Source organism: Variovorax palleresanus (assembly GCF_051144945.1).
GTDB classification, from domain to species: Bacteria; Pseudomonadota; Gammaproteobacteria; order Burkholderiales; family Burkholderiaceae_C; genus Variovorax; species Variovorax paradoxus_S.
The window spans coordinates 5212631-5234793 of sequence record NZ_JBJNVP010000002.1; the positions used below are offsets into that span (position 1 = coordinate 5212631).

Genomic DNA, 22163 nt, shown 5'->3' on the forward strand with positions numbered 1-22163 from the left:
TCCCCCGGAGACACTCATGCCTACGAACAAACAGATCCACCTCGACAACCGCCCCGATGGCGAGGCCGTTGCCGGCAACTTCAAGCTGGTAACCGCCGAGACGCCCGCGCTGGCCGACAACCAGGTGCTGGTGCGCCACCACTTCATGAGCCTCGACCCGTACATGCGCGGCCGCATGAACGATTCGAAGAGCTATGCGCAGCCGCAGCCGCTCGGCCAGGTGATGCAGGGCGGCACGGCCGGCGAAGTGGTCGAAAGCAGGCACCCCAGGTTCGCCGCCGGTGACAAGGTGGTGGGCTTCGGCGGCTGGCAGGAATACAGCGTGGTCGATGCCTCGCAGCCCGGCGCACTGAAGAAGGTCGACACCACGCACGTGCCGCTGTCGCACTACCTGGGCGCGGTGGGCATGCCGGGCGTCACCGCCTGGTACGGCCTGGTGAAGATCATTGCGCCCAAGGCCGGCGAGACGATGGTCGTCACGGCCGCCAGCGGCGCGGTCGGCAGCGCCTTCGGCGCGCTGGCCAAGGCGCGCGGCTGCCGCGTGGTGGGCATCGCGGGCGGCCCGGACAAGTGCAAGTACGTGACCGACGAGCTGGGCTTCGACGCCTGCATCGACTACCGCCAGCATCCCGACGTGAAGAGCATGAGCGCCGCGCTCAAGGAAGCCTGCCCGAACGGCATCGATGGCTACTTCGAGAACGTGGGCGGCTACATCTTCGACGCCGTGCTGCTGCGCGCCAACGCCTTCTCGCGCGTGGCGCTGTGCGGGATGATCGCGGGCTACGACGGCCAGCCGCTGCCGCTTGCGAACCCGGCGCTGATCCTCATCAACCGCATGAAGATCGAAGGCTTCATCGTCAGCGAGCACATGGAAGTGTGGCCCGAGGCGCTGACGGAGCTCGGCACCCTGGTGGGCACCGGCAAGCTCAAGCCGCGAGAATCGGTGGCACAAGGCATCGAATCCGCCCCTGAGGCCTTCCTGGGTTTGCTCAAGGGCAAGAATTTCGGCAAGCAACTGGTCAAGCTGATCTGATGAACTGAACGCACGGCAGAAAGTCCGGTCATGCGCGCCGGGCCGGTCCAAGCAGGTGTGCACCGCAGTGCGAAGCACGGAGGTATTCGAATGAATTCGACGCACGAGGTCTTCAACCAGCCCGAACCGCTGGTGGACTACAACCTCTTCGAAACCAACCGGCCCCTTCGCGATGCGCTGAAGTTCAACGCGCCGCAGTTGCATGTGGCGCAGTTGCAAGAGCTCGGGGTCACCCTCGGCTCGGCCGAGATGCAGGCGCATGCGCGGCTCGCCAACACCCACACGCCAGAGTTGCACACGCACGACCGCTTCGGGCGGCGCATCGACGAGGTGGAGTTTCATCCGAGCTATCACCTGCTCATGGCGGCCGCGGTCGGCGCGGGCCTGCATGGCACCCCGTGGACCGGCATCTCGGAATCGCCGCACGTACAGCGTGCCGCCGGCTTCATGCTCTTCACCGAGCTGGAGCCGTCGGTCCTTTGCCCCGTCTCGATGACCTATGCGGCCACGCCAGCCCTGCGCGGCAATGCCGCCGTCTACGCTGACTGGGGTCCGAAGCTCGGCAGCCTCTGGTACGACCCGGCGCTTGCCTTCGTCAAGGAGAAGCCCGGCGTGACCATGGGCATGGGCATGACCGAGAAGCAGGGCGGCTCCGACGTACGGGCCAACACCACCAAGGCCGTGCGCGACGGCAGCGACGACTGGGGCGAGCGCTATGCGATCACCGGCCACAAGTGGTTCTTCTCGGCGCCCATGTGCGATGCCTTCCTGGTGCTGGCCCAGGCGCCGGCCGGCCTGAGCTGCTTCTTCCTGCCCCGCGTATTGCCCGACGGCACCCGCAACGCCCTCCACATCCAGCGCCTGAAGGACAAGCTGGGCAACAAGGCCAATGCCAGTTCCGAGGTCGAGTTCCACGGCGCCAGCGCATGGCTGGTGGGCGAAGAGGGGCGCGGCATTCCGCAGATTCTCGAGATGGGCACCATGACCCGGCTCGACTGCGCGCTGGGCACCAGCGGCCTGATGCGGCAGGCTTTGAGCATTGCGCTCAACCACGCCAGCCAGCGCAATGCCTTCGGCAAGCCGTTGATCGACCAGCCGCTCATGAAGAACGTGCTGGCCGACCTCGCCCTCGAAAGCGAAGCCTCGACGGCGCTGGCCATTCGCCTGGCCCGTGCCTTCGACCACCAGGACGACGAGCACGAACGGCTGATCGCCCGCCTGCTCACGCCGGTCGCCAAGTTCTGGATCTGCAAGCGCGGCAGCCACTTTGCCCAGGAAGCCATGGAATGCCTCGGCGGCAACGGCTATGTGGAAGAGGGCGGCGAAGGCATCATGGCGCGCATCTACCGCGAGATGCCGCTCAATTCGATCTGGGAAGGAGCCGGCAACATCATGGCGCTCGACCTGCTGCGCGGCCTGCGCAAGGGCGATGCGGTGGCCGCGCTCGCCGAAGAACTGGCGCCGGCGCGCGGCCAGCATGCGGCGCTCGACCGGCTGGCCGACGCCCTGCCGGCCCGCATCGAGGCCATGGCCTCCGAAGCCGAGGCTCGCCGCCTGGCGCAGGACGTGGCCCTGGCGGTGCAGGCTTCGCTGCTCGCGCAGACCGCACCGGCGGCCGTTGCCGACGCCTTCTGCGCATCGCGCCTTGGCGGCGACTGGGGCAACGCCTTCGGCACACTGGGCGCGGGCACCCATTTCGATCCGATCATCGAGCGCGCGCAGCCGCTCTGAACGCAGCAATATCCAAGCACTCCACGGGAACAACAACATGGCCGACCTCATCCTGCATCACTACAACACCTCGCCGTTCTCGGAAAAAGTGCGCCTCATCCTCGGCGCCAAGAAGCTGCCCTGGAAGTCGGTCCTCATTCCGCCCATCATGCCCAAGCCCGAGGTGGAGGTGCTCACCGGCGGCTACCGCAAGACGCCGTTCCTGCAGATCGGCGCCGACATGTACTGCGACAGCGCGCTCATCGCCGACGTGCTCGAGCACCTGCAGCCCGAGTCCACGCTCTATCCCGAGCCCGAAAAGGGCATGTCCCGCATCCTCGCGCAGTGGGCCGACACCACGTTGTTCTGGGCTGCCATGGCGTGGAACCTGCAGCCCAGGGGCGCAGCCGAGGTGTTCGCCAAGGCGCCGCCCGAAATGGCCAAGGCCTTCGGCGAAGACCGCGGCAAGATGAGCGCGGCCAACATGACGCGGCTGCGCCCGGCGGACGCCACCAGCGCCTACAAGTCATACCTGCGCCGGCTGTCGGACATGCTCGACGACAAGCCCTACCTGCTGGGCGAGGTGCCGTGCATCGCCGATTTCTCCGCCTACCACCCGCTCTGGTACACACGCCGCATCGACTCGGTGCGGGGCATCCTCGACCTCACGCCCGCGGTCACCGACTGGATGGACCGCATGGCCGCCATCGGCCATGGCACGATCGAGAAATTCAGTCCGGAAGAAGCCATTGCCGTCGCCAAGGCCGCCACCCCGCACACGCTGCTGACCGACAGCACCTTCCAGGACGACCACGGCATTCCGCTCGGGAGCGCCGTCACCGTGCGCGCCGAGAGCTTCGGCCTCGAGGAAACCCCCGGCACGCTGGTGGCCGCCACGCGCACGCACTACACGCTGGAGCGCAGCAGCGAGCGCATCGGCACGGTGCATGTGCACTTTCCGCGCATCGGCTACGTGCTCAAGAAAGCGGAGGCCTGACGGCCTTCAAGCGGGGAACCTTCGTGACTGCGCGGGCGCGCGTTCCGTATTTCAATAGCGGCTCCAACGTCAGAGACAGACATTCAACGCAGAAGGACACCGGCAAATGATTCAGGACTTCAAGGGCAAGACGGCCGTACTCACCGGCGCGGGTTCGGGCTTCGGCCTCGAATGCGCGCGCATCGGAGCGGCGCGCGGCATGAACCTCGTGCTCGTCGACGTGCAGCAGGATGCGCTCGACAAGGCCCAGGCCGAGATGGAAGCCGCCGGCGCGCAAGTGCTCGCGCGCAAGGTCGATGTGTCGGACGCCGCGCAGATGGAGGCCCTGGCCCTTGCCGTGAAGGAGCACTTCGGCGCGCCGCACTTCGTGTTCAACAACGCCGGCGTGGGTGCCGGCGGCCTGGTCTGGGAGAACACCGTGGCCGACTGGGAGTGGGTGCTCGGCGTCGACCTGTGGGGCGTGATCCACGGCGTGCGCCTGTTCACGCCCATGATGCTCGAAGCCGCCGCCAAAGACCCCGCCTACCGTGGCCACATCACCAACACCGCCAGCATGGCCGGGCTGCTCACGCCGCCCAACATGGGCATCTACAACGCCGCCAAGGCCGCGGTGGTGAGCCTGACCGAAACCTTGTACCAGGACCTGAACCTGGTCACCGACCAGATCGGCGCGAGCCTCTTGTGCCCGTACTTCGTGCCCACCGGCATCACCAGCAGCGAGCGCAACCGTCCCAACGCGCCCAAGGAGGCCGAACTCACCAAGAGCCAGCTCATCGGCCAGGCCATGAGCAACAAGGCCGTGAGCAGCGGCAAGATCACCGCGGCCGAAGTCGCGGCCAAGGTGTTCGAAGCCATCAGCGACAACCAGTTCTACGTTTTCAGCCACCCCAAGGCGCTGGGCAATGTGCAGAGCCGCATGGAGAACATCGTCGCGGTCAAGAACCCGGCAGACCCGTTCCTCGAGCGGCCCGAGATCGGGCAGAAGCTGCGGGAGCAGTTGCGGGCGGCCTGAACGGCCCGCAGCCGCACATCACTTCGCTCCCCAGACACCCGTCGGGGCCGTGCGTGCAACGTAGGCGGCAAAGCTGCGCGGCGGGCGGCCGAGGGCCTGCTCCACGCCGTGGGCGACGGGCGTGTTGCGGCCGTCCAGAACGGTGTTGAACAGGTAGACCACGAGCCCGGCAACATCGGGCGGCAGGCCGGCTTCGGCCAGTGCCTGGGCATAGGCTTCCTTCGAGATGATCTGGCAGGCGATCTCGCGGTCCGTGGCCTGGCCGATCTGCGCGATGGCGTCGGCAAAGCTGAGCGCCTGCGGGCCCGTCACTTCATAGAGCTTGCGGCTGTGGCGGCCATCGACCAGCGCTTCGGCGGCGATGTCGGCAATGTCGTCGGCATCGACGAAGGGCTCCGGTGCCAGCCCTTCGGGCAGGGTGATGGCGCCCGCGACGATCTCGTCGAGAAAGTAGTTCTCGCTGAAGTTCTGGAAGAACCAGCTGGCGCGCACGATGGTCCAGTCGAGCGAGGTGGCTTGCAGTGCTTTCTCGGCATCCAGGGCCTCCGGTTCGCCCCGGCCCGAGAGGAGCACGATCTTCTCGACGCCGGCCTCGGCGGCCGCATCGAAGAACGCGGTCACCGTCTCGACGGCGCCCGGCACGCACAGGTCCGGCTGGTAGGCCACGTAGACGGCGCGGACGTCCTGCAGGGCGGATTTCCAGGTTGCGGGCTCCTCCCAATCGAAGCGCGGCTCTGCGGAGCGCGAGCCGACGCGCACCGCGTGCCCGGCGGCGCGGAGGCGCGCCAGAACGCGGCCTCCGGTCTTGCCGTTGGCGCCGAGTACCAGAATGGGATGCGCATCATCCCGGGTGCTGCTGATTGCCATTTTCGAACTCCTTGAGATAATGTGAGAAATGCTCATATAAAAAATGATAGTTACTCACATTTTGAATGTCAACCCCAGGGTGCAGCCATGAGCCGCACCGCATCGCCGCGCTCTCGGGTAGCAGCCGCGGAACCGCCCACGGCAAGAAAGAGCCCCATCCAGGAGCGGAGCAAGGCGCGCGTGGAGCGCATCCTCGAAGCGGCTGCCGAGCTGATCGTGCGAGGCGGAAGCGACCAGTTGAAGATGAGCGAGGTCGCCACCTCGGCCGGTATTTCGATCGGATCGCTCTATCAGTACTTTCCTGAAAAATCCGCGCTGATCCGCATGCTGGCGGAGCGCATCAACGCACGCAGCCGGGAGTGCATCCGGGACGGCCTGAAGGACGTGACCGACCTCGCCAGCCTGCAGTCGTCGTTCGCCGGGCTGGTGGACGTGTACTACGCGATCGTCAACGAGCGGCCCGTCATGCGCGACATCTGGAGCGGCATGCAGGCCGACAGGCAATTGCTGACGCTGCAGATTGCCGAGAGCCGCGTCTGCGGACAGATGCTGGCCGACGCCATGCACAAGGTGCACGGCCGCGCCAACGCGAAGCGGATCGGGCAGGCCGCCTTTCTGATCTGGGAAATGGGCGAGGCCACCATCCGCCTGGCCATCGCGGTCGATCCCGCGGAAGGCGCTGCCCTGGTGGAGGCGTTCAAGCGCATGGCGCTGCGGGAAATCACAACCCCTCTGGCGTGAGTTTCGGCGGCCGGGTCACGCCGCGGCCTGCGACGCGATCCACTCCCACACGGCGCGAATCGCGGCTTCGTCTTCCCGCCCATTCGCCACCGCGAGAAAGTAGCTCCCGGTATCGAGCGCAGGCCCGAAGGGCTGCACGAGCGCGCCGCTGCGCAGTTCTTCCGCCGCGAGCGTGAGGCTCAGCAACGCCACGCCATGGCCCGCGAGCGCGGCCAGGATGGCGTGGGTTTCGTCCGAGAACGACAGGCCGGCGGCCTTCATCGACCGGCCCCTGGGCGGCGCAACGCCCGCTTCGCGGAACCAGCTCGACCACGGCGCGGACGCCACCGCGCCAGGCTGCCAGTCGGAATGGATCAGCTGGTGCTTCGGCAGGTCGCCCGCGCGCTTGAGGCCCAGCATCGGGCTGCACAGCGGCGCGTAGCGCTCGGACATCAACTCGCGCACCACCAGGCCCGGCCAGTTGCCGCTGCCGGAGCGCACCGCAATGTCGGCGTCGCCGCGCGCCAGGTCGACCAGCGTGTCGCTGGCATGCAGCCGCAGTTCGATGCCGGGGCAGGCCTTGCGAAAAGCCGCCATGCGCGGCAGCACCCAGCGTGCGGCAAAGGCGGTGTTGGTGGTGAGCGTGACGGCCTGCGATGCGACGGGTTGACGCAGCCTTTCCACGCCAGCCTCGAGCGCATCGAAGCCGGCGCGCAGATCGTCGAAGAGCCGTTCACCCGCGGGCGTCAACGCAAGCTGCCGCGTGAGCCGGCGAAACAGCGGCCGGCCGAGCGTGTCTTCGAGCGCGCGCACCTGGTGGCTGATGGCAGAGGGCGTGACCGAGAGTTCGAGCGCGGCGCGCTGAAAGCTCAGGTGCGCGGCAGCCGCTTCGAAGGCGCGCAGCGAGAGCAGCGGCGGCAGGCGGCGAGGCCGGCGGATGGATGAGCCAGTTTCGTTCATCGATGGAGAAATGATCGTTTGTCGCTGAATGGGTTCATCTCTAGATTAAAGACCCGTGCAGCCATTCTGGCAGCGCAAGACAGAATAGATCAACTCATCCATGAAGACCATGAACCTGAACCTTCTTCATATCGACGCCAGCGCCCGTCCGGGCCGGTCGGACATCGACGCCCACGGCTCGCACACGCGCAGGCTCTCTGCGCGCTTTGTCGAGCGCTGGCGCAAGGTCCGGCCGAACGACCGCATCGACCATCTCGACGTGGGCCAGCATCCGCCCGCACACGTCAACGGACGCTGGATCCACGCCGCCTTCACTCCGCCCGCCGAACGCGAACCCTGGATGGCGGACGTACTGGCCGAAAGCGACCGGCTCGTCGACCAGCTGGTTGCCGCCGACGTGATCGTGGTGGGCCTGCCGATGTACAACTTCAGCGTGCCCGCGCAGTTCAAGGCCTACATCGACAACATCGTGCGCGTGGGCCGTACCTTCGGCTTCGACCGTGCGCGCGGCGCGGTGCCGTATTGGCCGATGCTCGCGGACGCGGGCAAGCGCATGGTGCTGCTCGGCGCGCGCGGCGACCACGGCTACGACCCCGGCGGCCGCATTGCGCACCTGAACCACACCGAGAGCAGCGTGCGCTCGGTGTTCGGCTACATCGGCATCACCGAGGTGGTCGAGGCGGCGGTGGAGTGCGACGAGTTCGGCGGCGAGCAGCTGGCGCAGTCGCTGCGGCGCGCCGAGGAGGCCGTCGATCGCCTGGTGGATCAGCTCATCGGTACGACAGCACCAGCCCGTGCACCAGCCGCGTCCAGCCGTCCAGCATCACGAACAGCAGCAGCTTGAAGGGCAGTGAAATGGTGGTGGGCGCGATCATCGACATGCCGAGCGCCAGCAGCGCCGTGGCGACGATCAGGTCCACCACCACGAACACCAGGTAGATGATGAAGCCGATCTGGAAGGCACGCGTCAGCTCGCTGAGCGTGAAGCTGGGCACCAGCACCATGAAGTCGTCGTCCCGCAATTGTTCGGCGCGCGCCTTCGGCCAGATGTTGGAGGCCGACTTCAGGAAGAACTGGCGCTCGCGTTCGTGCGTGTGCTTCTGCAGGAACTCCTTCACGGGCACCTTGGCGGCGTCGATCACCGCCATGATGTCGCCCATGCTTTCGCCCTTGATGCCGAAGTTGCGGTTGCGCAGGGTGTCGCCAATGTCCATGCCGACCGGCGCCATGATGTAGACCGTCAGGATGATCGCGATGCCGTTCAGCACCATGTTCGGCGGCGTCTGCTGCAGGCCCAGCGCGGTGCGCAGCAGGCCGAACACGATGACCAGCTTGGTGTAGCTCGTCACCATCAGCGCCGCGAAGGTCGCGAAGCCGAACGCGACCATCACCGCGACGAGTGTGAGAGGCTCCGGTATTCCGCCTTGCATGGGGAGCCCGCTCAGACTTCGCCGGGAGCGAACTCCGACACGCGCACGCCCAGGCGGTCGCCCACGGCGACCAGGTAGCCCTTGCCCAGCACGTTGCCGTGCGCCAGGATGCGCACCGGGCTGCGGTTGAGCGGTTCGGCCAGGTCGAACACGTGGCCGGCACGGATGCTCTTCAGCTCGCCGAGCGACAGCGACAGCTCGCCCACCTCGAAGCGCAGCGTCACCTCCAGCGCATCGAGCCGGTCGATCGGCAGGTTGACGTTGTCTGCGGCGGGCGCAGGATCGGCGGGCGTATCTGGCTTCATGGCACTGTCTCTCGATTGCTGAACGGTGATGCGCGAGCCCTCGGCAACGGCCGAGAGATGTATCCCACTGGGGCCTCCCAACTCGGCGGTAACGACGATCGCGGCACCCGAAGAACTCCATTGCTCGATGCCGACGATGTCGCCGGGGCGGATGCTGCTGATCTCGCGAAGCTGGATCGGCGTGCTGCCGAGCCGGAAGCTCACCGGCATGCGCAATGCGTGGAAGGCCTCGCTCGTTCGCACGGCATGGCGAGGTCCGGTGGCCGCGGGCACGAGGGCGTCGAGCGTGGCGGCATCGTCGAACTGCACGCAGCCGCGCAGCATCGCGCCACCGTCCGATGGCGTGGCAACGAAGAAGGCCGCGCGCTCGGGGTCGCAATGCATGAGCGGCTGTTCGCGCTGTTCGCGCCACTCGCGGGTGTCGCGGGTGTCGTGGCCATCACGCGCGGAGCGCGCCTCGGCCGCCGAAGGTTGCCATTCGAAATGCAGGCGCAGCGCTTTCTCGAGCGCGTCGATCACCGGGTGAAGCGCGTCGGCCAGGAGGATGTAGCGCAGGTCGCGCGGCAGCAGGTCGATGCGGCGCTCGCCGAGCAGCGCCTGCATGCTCGGCGCATCCATGGCGAGATGGCCGATGTGCGCGCCAAGCTTGAAGCTGTAGCTCTCGCGGGTGGTGTGGGCAAAGGCTTCGTCGTGCTGCCACGCGAGCCGGTAGCTCACGCCCTTGGCCGCCACGCCGTGCCAAGGCGCCGCCGCATGGAGGCGGTTGAGCGCACGCACATTCGCTGCATCGGCGCGAGGCAAGGTGCGAGCCTCGCCGAGCTCGGTCACCGCTTCAGCAGGCCCGGTCCGCATGCATGCTTTCGTTCGAACAACTTCTGCGTCTTGTCACTATCTACGTACTTTCAAGCAACGCGAACACCTTCGCATCGGGTCGGCGCAGCTTAGCGAAAGGGGCAGGGCGCAGGTAGTACGCAAAAGCGTAGTGCCGCGCACGCCACAGGTCCTTCGTACTTACGAGAACTCGTGGTTGCCGTGGACGGAGGGCGGCGCTTAGAGTCCACCGCGACGTGAGGTTCTTCACGCTCGATGTGCGTCGCGATGCGATGCGCATCCAACAAAAACTCCAAGAGTTTCAATAGAGCAAGGACGCAATGGCGAGTCCCTCGCGATCATTCCAACCGTACCGCGGCAGCTTTCGCGACCTGCTGGGCAATGCCGGCCGCTACAACGATCTGCTGCTCGCGGGCCTGCTCGTGGTGGTGGTGGCGTTGTTCGTGCTGCCGCTGCCCACGCCGCTGCTCGACCTTCTGATTGCGAGCAACCTGGCCATCAGCCTGGTGCTGTTGATCGTCGCGATGTACGTGCCTTCGGCGCTGTCGCTGTCGACCTTTCCGTCGCTGCTTCTGTTCACCACCTTGTTCCGGCTTGCGCTCAACATCGCGTCGACCAAGCTGATCCTGCTGCAAGCCAATGCCGGCCACATCATCGAGACCTTCGGCAAGCTGATCGTCGGCAACAACGTGGTGGTGGGCGGCGTGGTGTTTCTCATCATCGCCATCGTGCAGTTCATTGTGATTGCCAAGGGCTCGGAGCGCGTGGCCGAGGTGGCGGCGCGCTTCGCGCTCGATGCCATGCCCGGCAAGCAGATGAGCATCGATGCCGACGTGCGCGCCGGCGTGCTTTCTTCCGCCAAGGCGCAGAAGCAGCGCCGCTTGCTGGAGCAGGAGTGCCAGCTGCACGGTGCGATGGACGGCGCGATGAAGTTCGTGAAAGGCGATGCCATTGCCAGCATCGTGATCGCGCTGGTCAACATTCTTGCGGGCATGGCCATCGGCACGCTGATGCACGACATGACCCTGGGCGGTGCGCTGCAGCGCTACGCCATCCTCACGGTGGGCGACGGCATGGTGTCGCAGATCCCGTCGCTGCTGGTGTCGATTGCGGCGGGCATCGTCATCACGCGCGTGAGCACCGGCGACCGCCGCGATTCGCAGCTCGCGCAGCAGATCGGCGAGCAGATGATGGCGCATCCGCGCGCGCTCATCATCGCGGGCCTCGCGGTGGCCAGCTTCCTCATCGTTCCCGGTTTTCCGAAATGGGTGTTCGGCCTGCTGGCTGCCCTCCTGATCGGACTGGGCCTTGCAATGCGCATGCTGCGCCGGCAACGCAACACGCCGGGCTGGATCTCCCACGGCGACGGCGTGGCGTCCGAAGAGACCGACACCGACCACGCCATTGCCGCGCCGCTGGCGGTGCGCCTGTCTTCGGGCCTGCGCAGTTCGGTCGACCGCTTCGTGCTCGATCAGCACCTGTCGCTGGTCAAGAACTCGGTCGAATCCGACCTCGGGCCGATCTTTCCGCGGCTGCAGCTGAACTACGCAGAGGGCATGGCCGACAACGAGTACCAGGTGCTGGTGCACGACGTGGCGGTGGCCCGCGGCATGCTCAAACCCGGGTGGCTGCTGCTCGACCCGGCGCAGGCGGTCTCGACCCCGCCGGGCGCGGAAGTCGCCGAGCCTTTCGGCCCCTTCGCGCGGGTTGTCTGGGTGCCGGACCCGGAGCCCGGCATGACGGCGTGGACCGGTGCGCAAGTGGTGAGCCTGCATGTCGACCACACCGTGCGCCGCCACGTGAAGGACCTGATCGGCCTGCAGGAAGTGCAGCGCCTCTTGCATTCGGTGCAGCGCGATGCGCCCGAGCTTGCTGCCGAGGTGCTGCGCGTGGCCTCGGCGCAGCGCATTGCCGAGGTGCTGCGCCGGCTTCTGCAGGAAGGCATTCCGATTCGCAACCTGCACGCCATCTTCGAGAGCCTGACCATGTGGGCCGCCAAGGAGCAGGACGGCATTGCGCTGACCGAGCTGGTGCGCATCCATCTCGGGCGCTACATCACGAGCCGCTATGTCGGCGCGAACCGCCAGCTCGAGGCGATCCTGTTCGAGTCCAGCCTGCTCGACCGCGTGCAGAACGCCATTGAGCGTTCGCCGCGCGGCAACCTGCTGCTCTTGAGCCCGGCCGTCACGCAGGACATCCGCGAGCAGCTGCGCCGCATTCTGGGATCCACGGCCAACCGCGTGGTGGCCATCGCGTCGTCGGACGTGCGCCGCTACATCAAGAACCTGATCGAACCGGTGGCACCGCACATGGCGGTGCTGTCCTACCAGGAAATAGACGACGACGTGGCCCTGCAACCCGTGGGCTGGATCACCAATCCCCAAGCGCATTGATGAACGACAACAACGACCTGTTTCCCGAGGGAGCCGAAGCCCACCATGACACCGCAGAACATTCTGGACATCACGCGCGAGGGCCTGCTGCTCGTGCTGTGGATCTCGCTGCCGGTGGTGGTGGTGGCCACGCTGTCGTCGCTCATCGTGGCGGTGCTGCAGGCCGTGACGCAGGTGCAGGACCAGAGCATCGGCCAGTCGGTGCGGCTCATCGCGGTGATGGTGGCGATCATCGTCACGGCCGGCTGGCTGGGGCGCGACGTGATGCGCTTCGCGGAGCGCGCCTTCCTGTCGCTGACAACGCTCTCATGACTGCCGCGATGCGGATCGTTGCGCGCCTTGTTCTCGTCCGCCGGCAGGCCTTCATGATGCTTGGCGGCGCAGTGCTCATGCTGCTGCTTGTGCAGCACAGTCTGGCTGCGGAGTTCCGCTGGCAGAACAGGCCTTTCCAGATCGTCGCCAACGAGAAGCCGCTTGGCGACTTCCTGCGCGAACTGGCCTCCTCGCAGGGCATCACGGCGGTGATCGATCCCAAGGTCAACGGCGTCATCAGCGGCAAGTTCGACGGGCCCGCGAAGAACATCCTGAACAGCGTGTGCGCGGTCAACGGGCTCACCTGGTATTTCGACGGTGCCTTTCTGTTCATAGACCTGGCCGCCGATGCGAAGAGCGAGGTGCTGCCGATCGCGGCGGAGAACGCCGGGCGCATTGCCGAGACGCTGGTGCGGCTGCACATCTCCGACGAGCGCTATCCGCTCAGCATCAGCGAGCGCGACGCCAGCGTCTACGTGACCGGCCCGCGTCGCTATGTGGAGATGGTGCGCCAGGCGGTGAAGCTCGCGGACCAGAAGACGGCGATGGCCGAGGGTGCCGAAATCCGCCTGTTCCCGCTCAAGTACGCCTGGGCCTCCGACTTCCGCATCAACCGGTCGGGCAAGGAGACGGTGATCCCGGGCGTGGCCAACGTGCTGCGCAGCCTGTACGGCCGCAACGGCAGCCAGTCCTCCAGCGGCGGTGGGGGCGGGCGCGGAACCGGCGGGCCCCTCTCGGTGGGGCCGAACCGGCAGATCAAGCTGCGCAGCGGCGAGACCATCAACGCACCCAAGATCGACATTGCCGGCGCGGGCTTGGGCGGCGATGCGGCCACGCTGGGCGGCATGTCGAGCATCGTCGGCAACGAGCTGCCGCAGTTCCAGGCCGACACGCGCATGAACGCCGTGCTGGTGCGCGACATGCCCGACAAGATGGCGCAATACGCGCGGCTGATCGAATCGATGGACACGCGCCCGCGGCTGGTGGAGATCGAGGTGACCATCATGGACATCAGCTCCGACACGCTCAGCAGCCTGGGCGTCGACTGGCGCCTGCACGGGCGGCACGCCGACTTCCAGACCGGCCGCGGCGACCGCGGGCCGCTGACCTGGGGCGGCACCGGCAGCGAAGCCGGCCAGATCGGGAGCTTCGACACCACGGGCAATCCGCTCACCCCGCTGGGCGGCATGTTCACCGCGGCCATCGGCAACAGCGCGCGCAACTACCTGCTCGCCCGCGTGACGGCGCTGGCCACCAACGGCAGCGCCAACTTCGTGGCCCGCCCCAAGGTCATGACGCTGGACAACACCGAGGCGGTGCTGGAGAACCTGAGCGAGTTCTACGTGCGCGTGGACGGCTTCCAGGACGCGGGCCTGTTCAGCATCACCGCCGGTACCGCGGTGCGCGTGACGCCGCTTATCATCGAAGAGAAGGCCGGGCGCGGCGTGATGATGTCGATCGACATCGTCGATGGCGACCTGAGCCCGCAATCCGTCGACAAGATTCCGATCGTGCGCCGCCGCACGGTCAACACGCAGGCGCTGGTCGACGAGGGCGCGAGCCTGCTGATCGCCGGCTACTCGTCGGAAGAGAAGAGCAATGCGATCACCGGCGTTCCGCTGCTGAAGGACATTCCCGGCGTGGGCGGACTCTTCAGGTACACCGACAAGAAGCAGGCCAACATGGAGCGCTTCTATCTGCTGACGCCGCGCCTCGTGACGCCAGGCTCCACGGCCTCGGTGCCGATGCTGCCCCTGCCCGAGCCCGGAGGTTGACGATGAATGGCGAAGTTCCGTTCGACGACGACGCCCGTGCCGAGCCGGCGGCCCCGCAAGGCGCGCAGGCCACAGGCTGGTGCCTGCGCTTCCTGAGCGGCGCGGTGAAGGGCCGCACCATCGTGCTCAAGCCCGGCATCAACGTGCTGGGCTCGGGCGGCGAATGCGAGGTGATGCTGCCGGGCGGCGATGTGCTGCCGCGCCACCTCGCGTTCACCGTCGGCGAGCTGGTGGTGTCGATGCAGCGCCTGGGCACCGCCTCGGCGCGCCTCAACGGCGAGGAGATGCAGCAGCCGCGCAAGAGCGTGGTGGCCGGCGACATCGTGAGCGTCGGCCAGATCGACTTTCAGCTCGACCGCACCTATCCCGCCAGTGCGCAGGAAGACCGCATGTTCGCGCCGGTGCACGGCGCACTGTCCGAAGGCGAGGCGCTGGCGCAGCAGCCGGGCGCGGGGGCGCAGCGGCTGGGCCTGTGGGTGGGCGGCGTGGTGGCGCTCCTGGCCGTGCTCGGGCTCGCGGCCATGGCGCTGGTCGGCGATGGCGGCGCCGCGATGAACGGCGGCAGCGTGAACCTGGCAGAAGTGGAAAAGGCGCTCGTGCCATTCCCCGAGGTCGAGGTGATCGCGGCGCCGGGCGGACAGTTCGGCGTCAAGGGGTACGTGGAATCGAAGCAGCGCCGCAAGACGCTGGAAGACGCCATGGCGCGCTTCGGCAGCAAGGTCAGCGTCAACGTGCATTCGGCCGAGGACATGGTCGAGCAGGCGCGCCGCTATGTCGACGATCCCGGCGTGGCCGTGACCTACACCGGGCAGGGCCGGCTGGCGCTGACCGGCACGGTGGAAGACGCGGCCGTGCGGCAGAAGATCCGCCGCCTCAGCGAAGACCTGCATCCCTCGGTGCTGGTTTCCGACAAGGTGCAGTACCGCGAGAAACCCAAGGCCGAGACCAAGGACGACGACATGCGCGCCCAGTGGGACAGCTGGCAGAGCGTGCTGCCGGCCCGCATGGTGAGCATCACCGAAGACGGCGAGGGCCTGCGCCACATCCAGCTCTCGAACGGCAACCGCTACTACGAGGGTTCGGTGCTGCGCTCCGGCGCCGAACTGAAGCGCATCGACGCCGACGGGCTGGTCCTGAGCGGCGGCGTGCCCAACAAGAAACCCGCGAGGTGAAGGACATGTTTTCCTTCATCCCGCGCCCCCCGATTTCATGCGCAGATGCACCGCGGTGCGCCGCATGGAATGGCTTCGCCGAATGGCGGAGCGCCTTCATCCGCAACGGAAAAAAACCTCAACCTTTGACAGGAGTTTCACCATGAGCGCAGTCGACACCTCGATCCAGCAAATGCAGCAAGCCGCGGCCGACCAGGCTCGCCTGATGAGCGTCAGCATGGCTGCGGGCGCCACCATCTCGGGCGCAGCCGCCACGACGCAGACGGTGAACGGCGCCAACGCCGCCGGCACCGAAGTGGCGAAGTCCACCGGCAACGACATCCGCCAGTCCGCCAAGCAGAACTGACGGTGAGGCCCGCGCGGAGCCGCGAGGCTTCGCGCGGCCCTTTTTCTTTTCCGAGGAGAGTGAAACATGACCGATCCCATTGCGTCGGCTGCCGTTGGCGCACCGCCACCGGAAGCCGCGGCCTCCGCCTCATCACAGGCTGCGCAGCAGTCCACCGCCAGCCCGTCGCGCTTCGAGCCGGGCGAGACGCACATGTTCGCCAACATGATGCAGGGCGTGCAGGCACCGGGCGGAACGGCCGCGCCCAGCGCGATAGGCGACGCCGCCAAGTCGCTGGCCGCGCAGTTGTCGGGCAACGTGCGCTCCATCGAGGACATGCGCAAGAGCATGCTCGAGTCCATCGATTTCGCAGACCCCATCAAGACCATGTTCGTGATGACCGACCACGCCATGGAAGCCAACATGATGTTTGCGCGAATGCATATTTCCACCGGGCTGGCCAGCGCCGCGACCAGCCTGTTCGGCAGCCTGCTGAAGAACCAGCAATGAAGACACTCCCACGCCCGCGCTGGCTGGCCGCGCTCGTGCTGTTGCTGGCATTGGCCGGTTGCAAGGTCGCGCTTTATTCCAACCTCAAGGAGCAGGAGGCCAACGAGATCGTCGCGGCCCTGTCGGCTGAAGGCATCGGCGCGGCCAAGACCAAGCTCGAAGGCAGCAACTGGCAGGTCGAGGTCGAGGAAGACCGGCTGAGCCAGGCGCTGGACGTGCTGCGGGTGCAGGGCCTGCCGGCCGAGCGCTACGTCAGCATGGGCGAGGTGTTCCAGAAGCAGGGCCTGGTGTCCACGCCTTCGGAGGAACGCATGCGCTACATCTATGCCATGTCGCAGGAGTTGTCGCAGACCTTGCGCAACGTCGACGGCGTGGTGTCCGCACGGGTGCACGTGGTCATCCCGGCCAACGATCCGCTCAGCGAGAAGATCCGGCCTTCGTCCGCGGCGGTGTTCATCAAGCACCGTCCCGATGTGGACCTGCGCCTGCTGGCACCGGCCGTGAAAGACATGGTGGCGCACAGCATCGAAGGCCTCACGCACGACCAGGTCTCGCTGTCGCTGTTCGAGGCGCGCCGCACCACCGGCGCCGCGGCCGCGGGCCATGCGGCCGGCGCGCCCATGGTGCTGGGCATTCTGTCGACGCAGACCGCCATGGTGCTGCTGGGCCTGCTGTTGCTGGCCGCCGTCTGCCTCATGGTGCTGCCCACGCTGCTGCGGCGCCAAGGCCAGGACTGGCGCACCTGGATGCGGCGCCAGGTGCTCAACAAGCGCTGAGCGCACGCCCATGCCCGGATCGACCGCAGCGCCGCAACCCGTTGTTCCAGCCATGCCCGGCCCGATGGACCTGGTGCGCCTGGTGATGCGCTTCAACCTGCATCCCGAAGCCGACCTGCATCCGAGCTGGCTGCCGCCGGATTGGCCGGCGCGGCACCGGTCGGTGGCGCGCATGGGGCCCGCCGGCCGCGCCGTGCTGGCCGAGCTGCTGCGCCGGCGGCAGGCCCCGGAACCCGTGCAATCGCGCACCGTGGCCGACTACAACTTCGACTCGCGGCTCAAGCGCCTCGCGCTGCTCGACGCCGCCTCGCTGCGCCGTCTCTCGGCGTACTTGGGCTTCTGCGCGCACCTGCCGCTTTTCAGGCTGCGCGGCGGTGCCGGCCTGGAGATCCGCCGCCAGGCGCGCCGTTTCGACCGCGACGCCGTCGACTTCGTGCTCGACCGCGTGCCCCAGCTCACCGAACTGCGCATGGACGGCACCGTGCTCCAGCAGCGCCCCCTGGCCACGGGCCGCGTGGTGCTCGACCGCGGCTACCGCCTGCTGCTGGGCGCCGCCGCGTCCGAAGGGGCGCTCGTGCAGGGTCGCCTGAAGCACAAGCTGCCGCGCCGCATCTCCGCCCTGAGCGTGCCGGCCTTGGAGCCGCGCCAGGCCTCGCAACTCAATGAACTGATGCTCTCCTGCATCGTTCCCGAAAGACTGCCGCAATGGGACTGGCTTTTCTGATCACCACCGACAACCTGCAGCTGCTGAGCGAGCGCAAGGTACTGAAGGAGAACGAATACGCGGCGCTGCTCGATGCGGCGGCGGTGGTGGACACCGCACGCCGGGAGGCGCACCGCATCACCCGGCAGGCACTTCAGGATGCCGAAGCCAGCCGCCGCCAGGGCTATGAAGAGGGACTGGAGCGCGCCAAGGCCGAGTACGCGCGGCAACTGGTGTCCGAGACCATTGCCGCCGAGCGGCAACTGCATTCGCTGCGCAGCGCAATGGCGCAGATCGTGGTCAAGGCCGTGGGAAAGTTCATTGCCAACGCCCGGCCCGAAGCGTTGTTCGAAGCCGCATTGCTGCGCGTCGATACGCTGATCCGCAGCGAACCCTTCATCAGCGTGCGCGTGGCGCCCGCGCAGGAAGCTGCCATGCGCGAGGTGCTCTCCCGGCTGCGCGACGAAGCGCAGTGGAACATGACGGTCAGCGTCGTCGCCGACCCGGCGCTGCCTGTCGGCGCCTGCGTGGTGCAGACCGCTTCGGGCACGCTCGAGCTCGGCGTCGATGCGCAACTCGAAGCCTTCCGGCGTGCGGTCGAACGCGGCGGCACGGCCGACGGCGCGGAGGCAAGGCGGTGAGCATGCCCGGATCCATCACCCCCGATGCGGCGCTGGGCATCGTCGCCGACCTGGAGCAAGTCTTCGGCCGCGTGATGCCGGTGGGCATGCGCGGGCGCGTGAGCAAGGCGGTCGGCATGCTGATCGACGCCACCGGCATCCAGGCCCACGTGGGCGAGCTGTGCGAGCTGGTCACGCCCGGCGAGCCGCCGCTGCTGGCCGAAGTGGTGGGCTTTCGCGGCAACACGGCCATCCTCACGCCGATGGGCCCGATCACCGGCATCTCGGCGCTGACCGAGGTGGTGCCCACCGGCCGCGGCCACGCATGCCCGGTCGGTGCAAACCTGCTGGGCCGCGTGCTCGACGCACTGGGCCAGCCCATCGACGATCTCGGCCCGCTTGCCACGCACACGCGCCTGCCGGTGCACCGCGAGCCGGTGAGCCCATTGGCGCGGCGCATGATCGACGCGCCGCTGGCCACCGGCATCCGCGCCGTCGACACGCTGCTGACACTGGGCGAAGGCCAGCGCATCGGCGTGTTCGCGCCGCCCGGCGTGGGCAAGAGCACCTTGCTCGGCATGCTGGCGCGCGGCTCGACGGCCGAGGTGAACGTGATCGCGCTGATCGGCGAGCGCGGACGCGAGGTGAAGGAGTTCATCGAGCACAACCTCGGCCCAGAGGGACTGGCCAGGACCGTGATGGTGGTCTCCACCTCCGACCGGCCGCCGATGGAGCGCATCAAGTCGGCCTATGCGGCAACCACCATCGCCGAGCACTTTCGCGATCAAGGCAAGAAGGTGCTGCTGCTGGTCGATTCGCTCACGCGCTTTGCGCGCGCGCAGCGCGAGATCGGCCTCGCGAGCGGCGAGCCGCCGACGCGGCGCAGCTATCCGCCGTCGATCTTCTCGATGCTGCCGCAGCTGCTGGAGCGGGCGGGGCAGGGCAAGACCGGCTCCATCACCGCGGTGTACTCGGTGCTCACCGAAGGCGACGAAGAGAACGACCCGATCGCCGAAGAAGTGCGCTCCATTCTCGACGGGCACATCGTGCTGTCGCGCAAGATCGCGGCAGCCAACCGCTACCCGGCCATCGACGTGCTGGCCAGCATCAGCCGCGTGATGCCGCTGGTGGCTTCGCGCGAGCACTGCGCGGCGGCCGCGCACTTTCGCAGCCTGCTGGCCAAGTACCAGGAGATGGAGCTGCTGGTGCAGATCGGCGAATACAGGCCGGGCACCGATGCGCTGGCCGACGAGGCGATACGGGCGCGGCCCGCGATGCTCGACTTCCTGTCGCAGCCGCCGAAGACCAGCCTGCCTTTCGAGCAATCGCTGGCAGCGTTGCTGCGCGGCGCACCGCGAACGGAGCACGCCGGATGAGCAGCGACTGGAAGCTCCTGGCCGACGTGCGCGAGCGGCAGAAGACCGTCGCCATGGGCGTGGTTGCGCGCGACCGCGCGGCCGCCGAGGAGAGCCAGGCCCGACTGAGGCAGGCCGAGGCCTTGCGGCAGCAGCAAGTGCAGAACAAGCTGCAGCACTGGGAGGCCACCCGGGGTGCGCTGTCGGGCGGCCGGTTCAGCGTGGCGGAGTTCCGGCATGCGGGCGCATGGAGCGGTGCGCTCGATGCGCAGATCGCAGAGGCCGGCGAGGCCGCGGCGCAGGCCGGGCGGGCACACACCGAGCGCGAACAGGTGCTGGAGCAAAGCCGGCGCCAGCTGCGCGCCGCCCACGGCGAGGTCGAGAAGGCCCGCCAGATGCAGCAGCGCGCGCGCGCCGAGCACCTGCACCTGCAGGAGCTGCGGATCGAAGACACGAATGAAGAGAGCACCGCGCAGGCCTGGGCCATGCGCCGGCCGGCCTAAGTGTGGAGCATTCGATGGAAAGCTTCGAACTCGGTCACATGGAGCAGTTTTTCTCGGCGGTGGTGCTCACGCTGCCGAGGCTGTTCGCGATCTTCGCGGTGGTGCCTTTCCTGTCGGGCGGCATGATCACCGGTACCGTGCGCAACGGCATCCTGCTGATGCTCGCGATCTTCATGTCGCCGGTGGCGGGCGAGGTGCCGGCCGCATCGATGGCCACCTGGGTGTTCATTGCCGGCAAGGAGGCGCTGATCGGCGTGTTGCTCGGCCTGGGCTTCGGCATCTTCATCTGGGCCATCCAGAGCGTGGGCGACCTGATCGACTTCCAGACCGGTTCCAGCAACGCCTCTTTCTTCGACCCGGTGGCGGGGCACGAGAACGGCGCGACCAGCGAATTCCTGGGCTGGATGGTCATCACGCTCTTCGTGTCGGCCGGCGGCCTGCTCGCGATGCTCGGCGTGATCGTCGACTCCTACCGCATCTGGCCGGTCGGCTCCTTCTTTCCCAACCTGGGCCTGGTGCTCGAGCAGTTCGCGATCCGCCAGGGCGACACGCTGTTTCTCTGGATCGTGAAGCTGGCCTCGCCCGTCATCGTGGTGCTGCTGCTGGTGGAACTGGGCGTGGGCCTGGTGGGCCGGGTGGCGCCGCAGCTCAACGTGTTCGTGTTTGCGCAGCCCCTCAAGAGCCTGCTGGCGCATTTGATGATGCTGCTGTTCCTGTTCTTCGTGTACGAGTCGCTGCAGGATTTCCTGCGGCCCGAGAACGGCGTGCTCGATTTCCTGCGGTCCACCCTGTAGCGGCGAAGCATGGCAGAGAAAGACCAGGACCCCACCGCCAAGCGCCTGCGCGATGCGCGCAAGCGCGGCGAGGTGGTGTTCAGCACCGACGTGGCCTCGACCGTGGTGTTCGTGGTGGTCGTGGTGTCCCTGTGGCTGGGCGGGCAACTCATCTACAACCTGCTGCGCGAACTGTGGCTGCATGCGACCAGCACCACCTTGCTGACGGCGCCCGACGACCGTTTTGCCGAACTGCTGCTGCACACCGGCGAGACGCTGGTGTGGGGCACGCTGCCGATCATGGCCATTGCCGCCGCGGCGGGCATCGTGGGCTCGCTGTTCCAGGTGGGGGGCGTCGCGGCCTGGGAGCGCCTGAAGCCCGACGTGAACCGCATGAACCCGGCCGAGGGCCTGGCGCGCATCTTCTCGACGCGCAGCCTCATCAACCTTCTGAAGATGTGCACCAAGACCGCGTTGCTTGCCGTGCTGATGTTCGTGGTGGTGCGCGGCTTCGTCGACACGGCGCTCAAGCTGGGCTATGCGCGGCCCGAGGGGATCATGACGGCCGCGGCGCACATGGTGCTGGTTGCCTTCGGCTGGGCGGTGGTGATCTACGTCGTGATGGCCATGGTCGACTACGCGCACGAGCACCACGAGTTCATGAAGCAGCACCGGATGTCCATCGAGGAGATCCGCCAGGAACACAAAGAGATGGAGGGCGACCCCATCAATCGCTCGCGCCGCCGCTCGGCCCATTTCGAGGCGGTGTACGCGAGCCTCAACGACCGGGTGCGCGCGGCGTCGGCGGTGATCCATTCGCCGCGCGTGGCCGTCGCCCTGCAATACCTCGGCGAGACCGACCTGCCGCGCGTGATCGCGCGCGGCGAGGGCGAGGTCGCCGCACAGATCCGGCGCTTCGCGAGCGAAGGATTGATACCGACCGAATTCGAGCCCGCGCTGGCCGAGCGCATCTACGACGAAGTGCCCGAAGACCAGCCGATCCCGCGCGCGCTGTATGCGCCGGTGGCCAAGCTGCTGCGCTGGGCGCAGGGCAGCGAATGAATCTCGAGAAACCGACGAT

General features: G+C 67.4%; 23 protein-coding genes. 19 read left to right on the top strand and 4 right to left on the bottom strand.

The genetic code is table 11. The features are described from left to right. The first annotated feature begins 16 nt into the window (after positions 1-16). From ACJ7Z0_RS28475 to ACJ7Z0_RS28490, 4 genes are all read left to right on the top strand, one after another. Complete coding sequence (locus ACJ7Z0_RS28475) at positions 17-1033, top strand: NADP-dependent oxidoreductase (protein WP_434792533.1); 1017 nt, start codon at positions 17-19, stop codon at positions 1031-1033. Between the two features lie 90 nt (positions 1034-1123). After that, positions 1124-2764: an isovaleryl-CoA dehydrogenase gene (locus ACJ7Z0_RS28480; RefSeq protein ID WP_434792534.1), complete on the top strand. Its 1641-nt coding sequence runs from the start codon at positions 1124-1126 to the stop codon at positions 2762-2764. A gap of 37 nt (positions 2765-2801) precedes the next feature. Further along, entirely contained in the window at positions 2802-3740 is a 939-nt protein-coding gene (locus tag ACJ7Z0_RS28485) for a glutathione S-transferase family protein (RefSeq protein WP_434792535.1), read from the top strand. Between the two features lie 106 nt (positions 3741-3846). Next, complete coding sequence (locus ACJ7Z0_RS28490) at positions 3847-4752, top strand: SDR family oxidoreductase (protein ID WP_434792536.1); 906 nt, start codon at positions 3847-3849, stop codon at positions 4750-4752. An 18-nt stretch (positions 4753-4770) separates the two neighbouring features. On the opposite strand, the gene ACJ7Z0_RS28495 is transcribed toward ACJ7Z0_RS28490, so the two are convergent. Further along, positions 4771-5619 (bottom strand): NAD(P)H-binding protein, encoded by an 849-nt coding sequence (locus ACJ7Z0_RS28495; RefSeq protein WP_434792537.1) that lies wholly within the window; start codon positions 5617-5619, stop codon positions 4771-4773. Between the two features lie 87 nt (positions 5620-5706). Here ACJ7Z0_RS28495 and ACJ7Z0_RS28500 point away from each other — a divergent pair, with 87 nt between their 5' ends. Continuing rightward, the gene (locus tag ACJ7Z0_RS28500) at positions 5707-6360 is read left to right on the top strand and encodes a TetR/AcrR family transcriptional regulator (protein WP_434792538.1); all 654 of its coding nucleotides are present in this window, start codon (positions 5707-5709) and stop codon (positions 6358-6360) included. A gap of 15 nt (positions 6361-6375) precedes the next feature. Here the strand turns inward: ACJ7Z0_RS28500 and ACJ7Z0_RS28505 are convergent, their stop codons facing one another. Further along, positions 6376-7299, bottom strand: coding sequence for a LysR substrate-binding domain-containing protein (locus ACJ7Z0_RS28505; protein WP_434792539.1), 924 nt, complete (start codon positions 7297-7299; stop codon positions 6376-6378). Between the two features lie 109 nt (positions 7300-7408). On the opposite strand from ACJ7Z0_RS28505, the gene ACJ7Z0_RS28510 reads away from it, so the two are divergent. Next, positions 7409-8143, top strand: coding sequence for an FMN-dependent NADH-azoreductase (locus ACJ7Z0_RS28510; protein WP_434792738.1), 735 nt, complete (start codon positions 7409-7411; stop codon positions 8141-8143). Here the strand turns inward: ACJ7Z0_RS28510 and sctR are convergent. Beyond that, positions 8070-8729: a type III secretion system export apparatus subunit SctR gene (gene sctR, locus ACJ7Z0_RS28515; protein WP_434792540.1), complete on the bottom strand. Its 660-nt coding sequence runs from the start codon at positions 8727-8729 to the stop codon at positions 8070-8072. The genes ACJ7Z0_RS28510 and sctR overlap by 74 nt on opposite strands. Before the next feature lie 11 nt (positions 8730-8740). Beyond that, positions 8741-9886 carry a type III secretion system cytoplasmic ring protein SctQ gene (sctQ, locus tag ACJ7Z0_RS28520; protein WP_434792541.1) on the bottom strand — a complete coding sequence of 382 codons (1146 nt, stop codon included), beginning with the start codon at positions 9884-9886 and terminating at the stop codon, positions 8741-8743. A 299-nt stretch (positions 9887-10185) separates the two neighbouring features. Here sctQ and sctV point away from each other — a divergent pair, with 299 nt between their 5' ends. The 13 genes from sctV to ACJ7Z0_RS28585 all read left to right on the top strand — a co-directional run bounded on the left by sctV (position 10186) and on the right by ACJ7Z0_RS28585 (position 22144). Further along, positions 10186-12258: a type III secretion system export apparatus subunit SctV gene (gene sctV, locus ACJ7Z0_RS28525; protein WP_434792542.1), complete on the top strand. Its 2073-nt coding sequence runs from the start codon at positions 10186-10188 to the stop codon at positions 12256-12258. A gap of 45 nt (positions 12259-12303) precedes the next feature. Then, complete coding sequence (gene sctS, locus ACJ7Z0_RS28530; protein WP_093019443.1) at positions 12304-12570, top strand: type III secretion system export apparatus subunit SctS; 267 nt, start codon at positions 12304-12306, stop codon at positions 12568-12570. Next, positions 12567-14345, top strand: coding sequence for a type III secretion system outer membrane ring subunit SctC (gene sctC, locus ACJ7Z0_RS28535; protein ID WP_434792543.1), 1779 nt, complete (start codon positions 12567-12569; stop codon positions 14343-14345). Before sctS ends, sctC begins: the two co-directional genes overlap by 4 nt. 2 nt (positions 14346-14347) lie before the next feature. Beyond that, the gene (locus ACJ7Z0_RS28540) at positions 14348-15517 is read left to right on the top strand and encodes an FHA domain-containing protein (protein WP_434792544.1); all 1170 of its coding nucleotides are present in this window, start codon (positions 14348-14350) and stop codon (positions 15515-15517) included. A gap of 142 nt (positions 15518-15659) precedes the next feature. After that, positions 15660-15863 carry a hypothetical protein gene (locus ACJ7Z0_RS28545; RefSeq protein ID WP_434792545.1) on the top strand — a complete coding sequence of 68 codons (204 nt, stop codon included), beginning with the start codon at positions 15660-15662 and terminating at the stop codon, positions 15861-15863. A 66-nt stretch (positions 15864-15929) separates the two neighbouring features. Next, positions 15930-16352: a hypothetical protein gene (locus ACJ7Z0_RS28550; protein WP_434792546.1), complete on the top strand. Its 423-nt coding sequence runs from the start codon at positions 15930-15932 to the stop codon at positions 16350-16352. After that, positions 16349-17128 carry a type III secretion system inner membrane ring lipoprotein SctJ gene (gene sctJ, locus ACJ7Z0_RS28555; RefSeq protein ID WP_431131299.1) on the top strand — a complete coding sequence of 260 codons (780 nt, stop codon included), beginning with the start codon at positions 16349-16351 and terminating at the stop codon, positions 17126-17128. Before ACJ7Z0_RS28550 ends, sctJ begins: the two co-directional genes overlap by 4 nt. A 10-nt stretch (positions 17129-17138) precedes the next feature. Next, positions 17139-17852 (top strand): type III secretion system protein, encoded by a 714-nt coding sequence (locus ACJ7Z0_RS28560; protein ID WP_434792547.1) that lies wholly within the window; start codon positions 17139-17141, stop codon positions 17850-17852. Further along, positions 17834-18472: a type III secretion system stator protein SctL gene (gene sctL / locus ACJ7Z0_RS28565; protein WP_434792548.1), complete on the top strand. Its 639-nt coding sequence runs from the start codon at positions 17834-17836 to the stop codon at positions 18470-18472. The genes ACJ7Z0_RS28560 and sctL overlap by 19 nt, the downstream gene beginning before the upstream one ends. A 2-nt stretch (positions 18473-18474) precedes the next feature. After that, entirely contained in the window at positions 18475-19827 is a 1353-nt protein-coding gene (locus tag ACJ7Z0_RS28570) for a FliI/YscN family ATPase (RefSeq protein ID WP_431131305.1), read from the top strand. Then, on the top strand, positions 19824-20309 hold the full coding sequence (locus ACJ7Z0_RS28575; protein ID WP_434792549.1) for a serine kinase: 486 nt from the start codon (positions 19824-19826) through the stop codon (positions 20307-20309). The genes ACJ7Z0_RS28570 and ACJ7Z0_RS28575 overlap by 4 nt, the downstream gene beginning before the upstream one ends. A 14-nt stretch (positions 20310-20323) precedes the next feature. Then, on the top strand, positions 20324-21103 hold the full coding sequence (gene sctT / locus ACJ7Z0_RS28580) for a type III secretion system export apparatus subunit SctT (protein ID WP_369656155.1): 780 nt from the start codon (positions 20324-20326) through the stop codon (positions 21101-21103). A 9-nt stretch (positions 21104-21112) separates the two neighbouring features. Then, complete coding sequence (locus tag ACJ7Z0_RS28585; protein ID WP_434792550.1) at positions 21113-22144, top strand: EscU/YscU/HrcU family type III secretion system export apparatus switch protein; 1032 nt, start codon at positions 21113-21115, stop codon at positions 22142-22144. The last annotated feature ends 19 nt before the right edge of the window (positions 22145-22163 follow it).

Bases quoted from the DNA above. Each gene is read 5' to 3' on its own strand.
- ACJ7Z0_RS28475 (WP_434792533.1), top strand. From the start codon at position 17: ATGCCTACGAACAAACAGATCCACCTCGACAACCGCCCCGATGGCGAG.
- ACJ7Z0_RS28480 (WP_434792534.1), top strand. From the start codon at position 1,124: ATGAATTCGACGCACGAGGTCTTCAACCAGCCCGAACCGCTGGTGGAC.
- ACJ7Z0_RS28485 (WP_434792535.1), top strand. From the start codon at position 2,802: ATGGCCGACCTCATCCTGCATCACTACAACACCTCGCCGTTCTCGGAA.
- ACJ7Z0_RS28490 (WP_434792536.1), top strand. From the start codon at position 3,847: ATGATTCAGGACTTCAAGGGCAAGACGGCCGTACTCACCGGCGCGGGT.
- ACJ7Z0_RS28495 (WP_434792537.1), bottom strand. From the start codon at position 5,619: ATGGCAATCAGCAGCACCCGGGATGATGCGCATCCCATTCTGGTACTC.
- ACJ7Z0_RS28500 (WP_434792538.1), top strand. From the start codon at position 5,707: ATGAGCCGCACCGCATCGCCGCGCTCTCGGGTAGCAGCCGCGGAACCG.
- ACJ7Z0_RS28505 (WP_434792539.1), bottom strand. From the start codon at position 7,299: ATGAACGAAACTGGCTCATCCATCCGCCGGCCTCGCCGCCTGCCGCCG.
- ACJ7Z0_RS28510 (WP_434792738.1), top strand. From the start codon at position 7,409: ATGAACCTGAACCTTCTTCATATCGACGCCAGCGCCCGTCCGGGCCGG.
- sctR (WP_434792540.1), bottom strand. From the start codon at position 8,729: ATGCAAGGCGGAATACCGGAGCCTCTCACACTCGTCGCGGTGATGGTC.
- sctQ (WP_434792541.1), bottom strand. From the start codon at position 9,886: ATGCGGACCGGGCCTGCTGAAGCGGTGACCGAGCTCGGCGAGGCTCGC.
- sctV (WP_434792542.1), top strand. From the start codon at position 10,186: ATGGCGAGTCCCTCGCGATCATTCCAACCGTACCGCGGCAGCTTTCGC.
- sctS (WP_093019443.1), top strand. From the start codon at position 12,304: ATGACACCGCAGAACATTCTGGACATCACGCGCGAGGGCCTGCTGCTC.
- sctC (WP_434792543.1), top strand. From the start codon at position 12,567: ATGACTGCCGCGATGCGGATCGTTGCGCGCCTTGTTCTCGTCCGCCGG.
- ACJ7Z0_RS28540 (WP_434792544.1), top strand. From the start codon at position 14,348: ATGAATGGCGAAGTTCCGTTCGACGACGACGCCCGTGCCGAGCCGGCG.
- ACJ7Z0_RS28545 (WP_434792545.1), top strand. From the start codon at position 15,660: ATGAGCGCAGTCGACACCTCGATCCAGCAAATGCAGCAAGCCGCGGCC.
- ACJ7Z0_RS28550 (WP_434792546.1), top strand. From the start codon at position 15,930: ATGACCGATCCCATTGCGTCGGCTGCCGTTGGCGCACCGCCACCGGAA.
- sctJ (WP_431131299.1), top strand. From the start codon at position 16,349: ATGAAGACACTCCCACGCCCGCGCTGGCTGGCCGCGCTCGTGCTGTTG.
- ACJ7Z0_RS28560 (WP_434792547.1), top strand. From the start codon at position 17,139: ATGCCCGGATCGACCGCAGCGCCGCAACCCGTTGTTCCAGCCATGCCC.
- sctL (WP_434792548.1), top strand. From the start codon at position 17,834: ATGGGACTGGCTTTTCTGATCACCACCGACAACCTGCAGCTGCTGAGC.
- ACJ7Z0_RS28570 (WP_431131305.1), top strand. From the start codon at position 18,475: ATGCCCGGATCCATCACCCCCGATGCGGCGCTGGGCATCGTCGCCGAC.
- ACJ7Z0_RS28575 (WP_434792549.1), top strand. From the start codon at position 19,824: ATGAGCAGCGACTGGAAGCTCCTGGCCGACGTGCGCGAGCGGCAGAAG.
- sctT (WP_369656155.1), top strand. From the start codon at position 20,324: ATGGAAAGCTTCGAACTCGGTCACATGGAGCAGTTTTTCTCGGCGGTG.
- ACJ7Z0_RS28585 (WP_434792550.1), top strand. From the start codon at position 21,113: ATGGCAGAGAAAGACCAGGACCCCACCGCCAAGCGCCTGCGCGATGCG.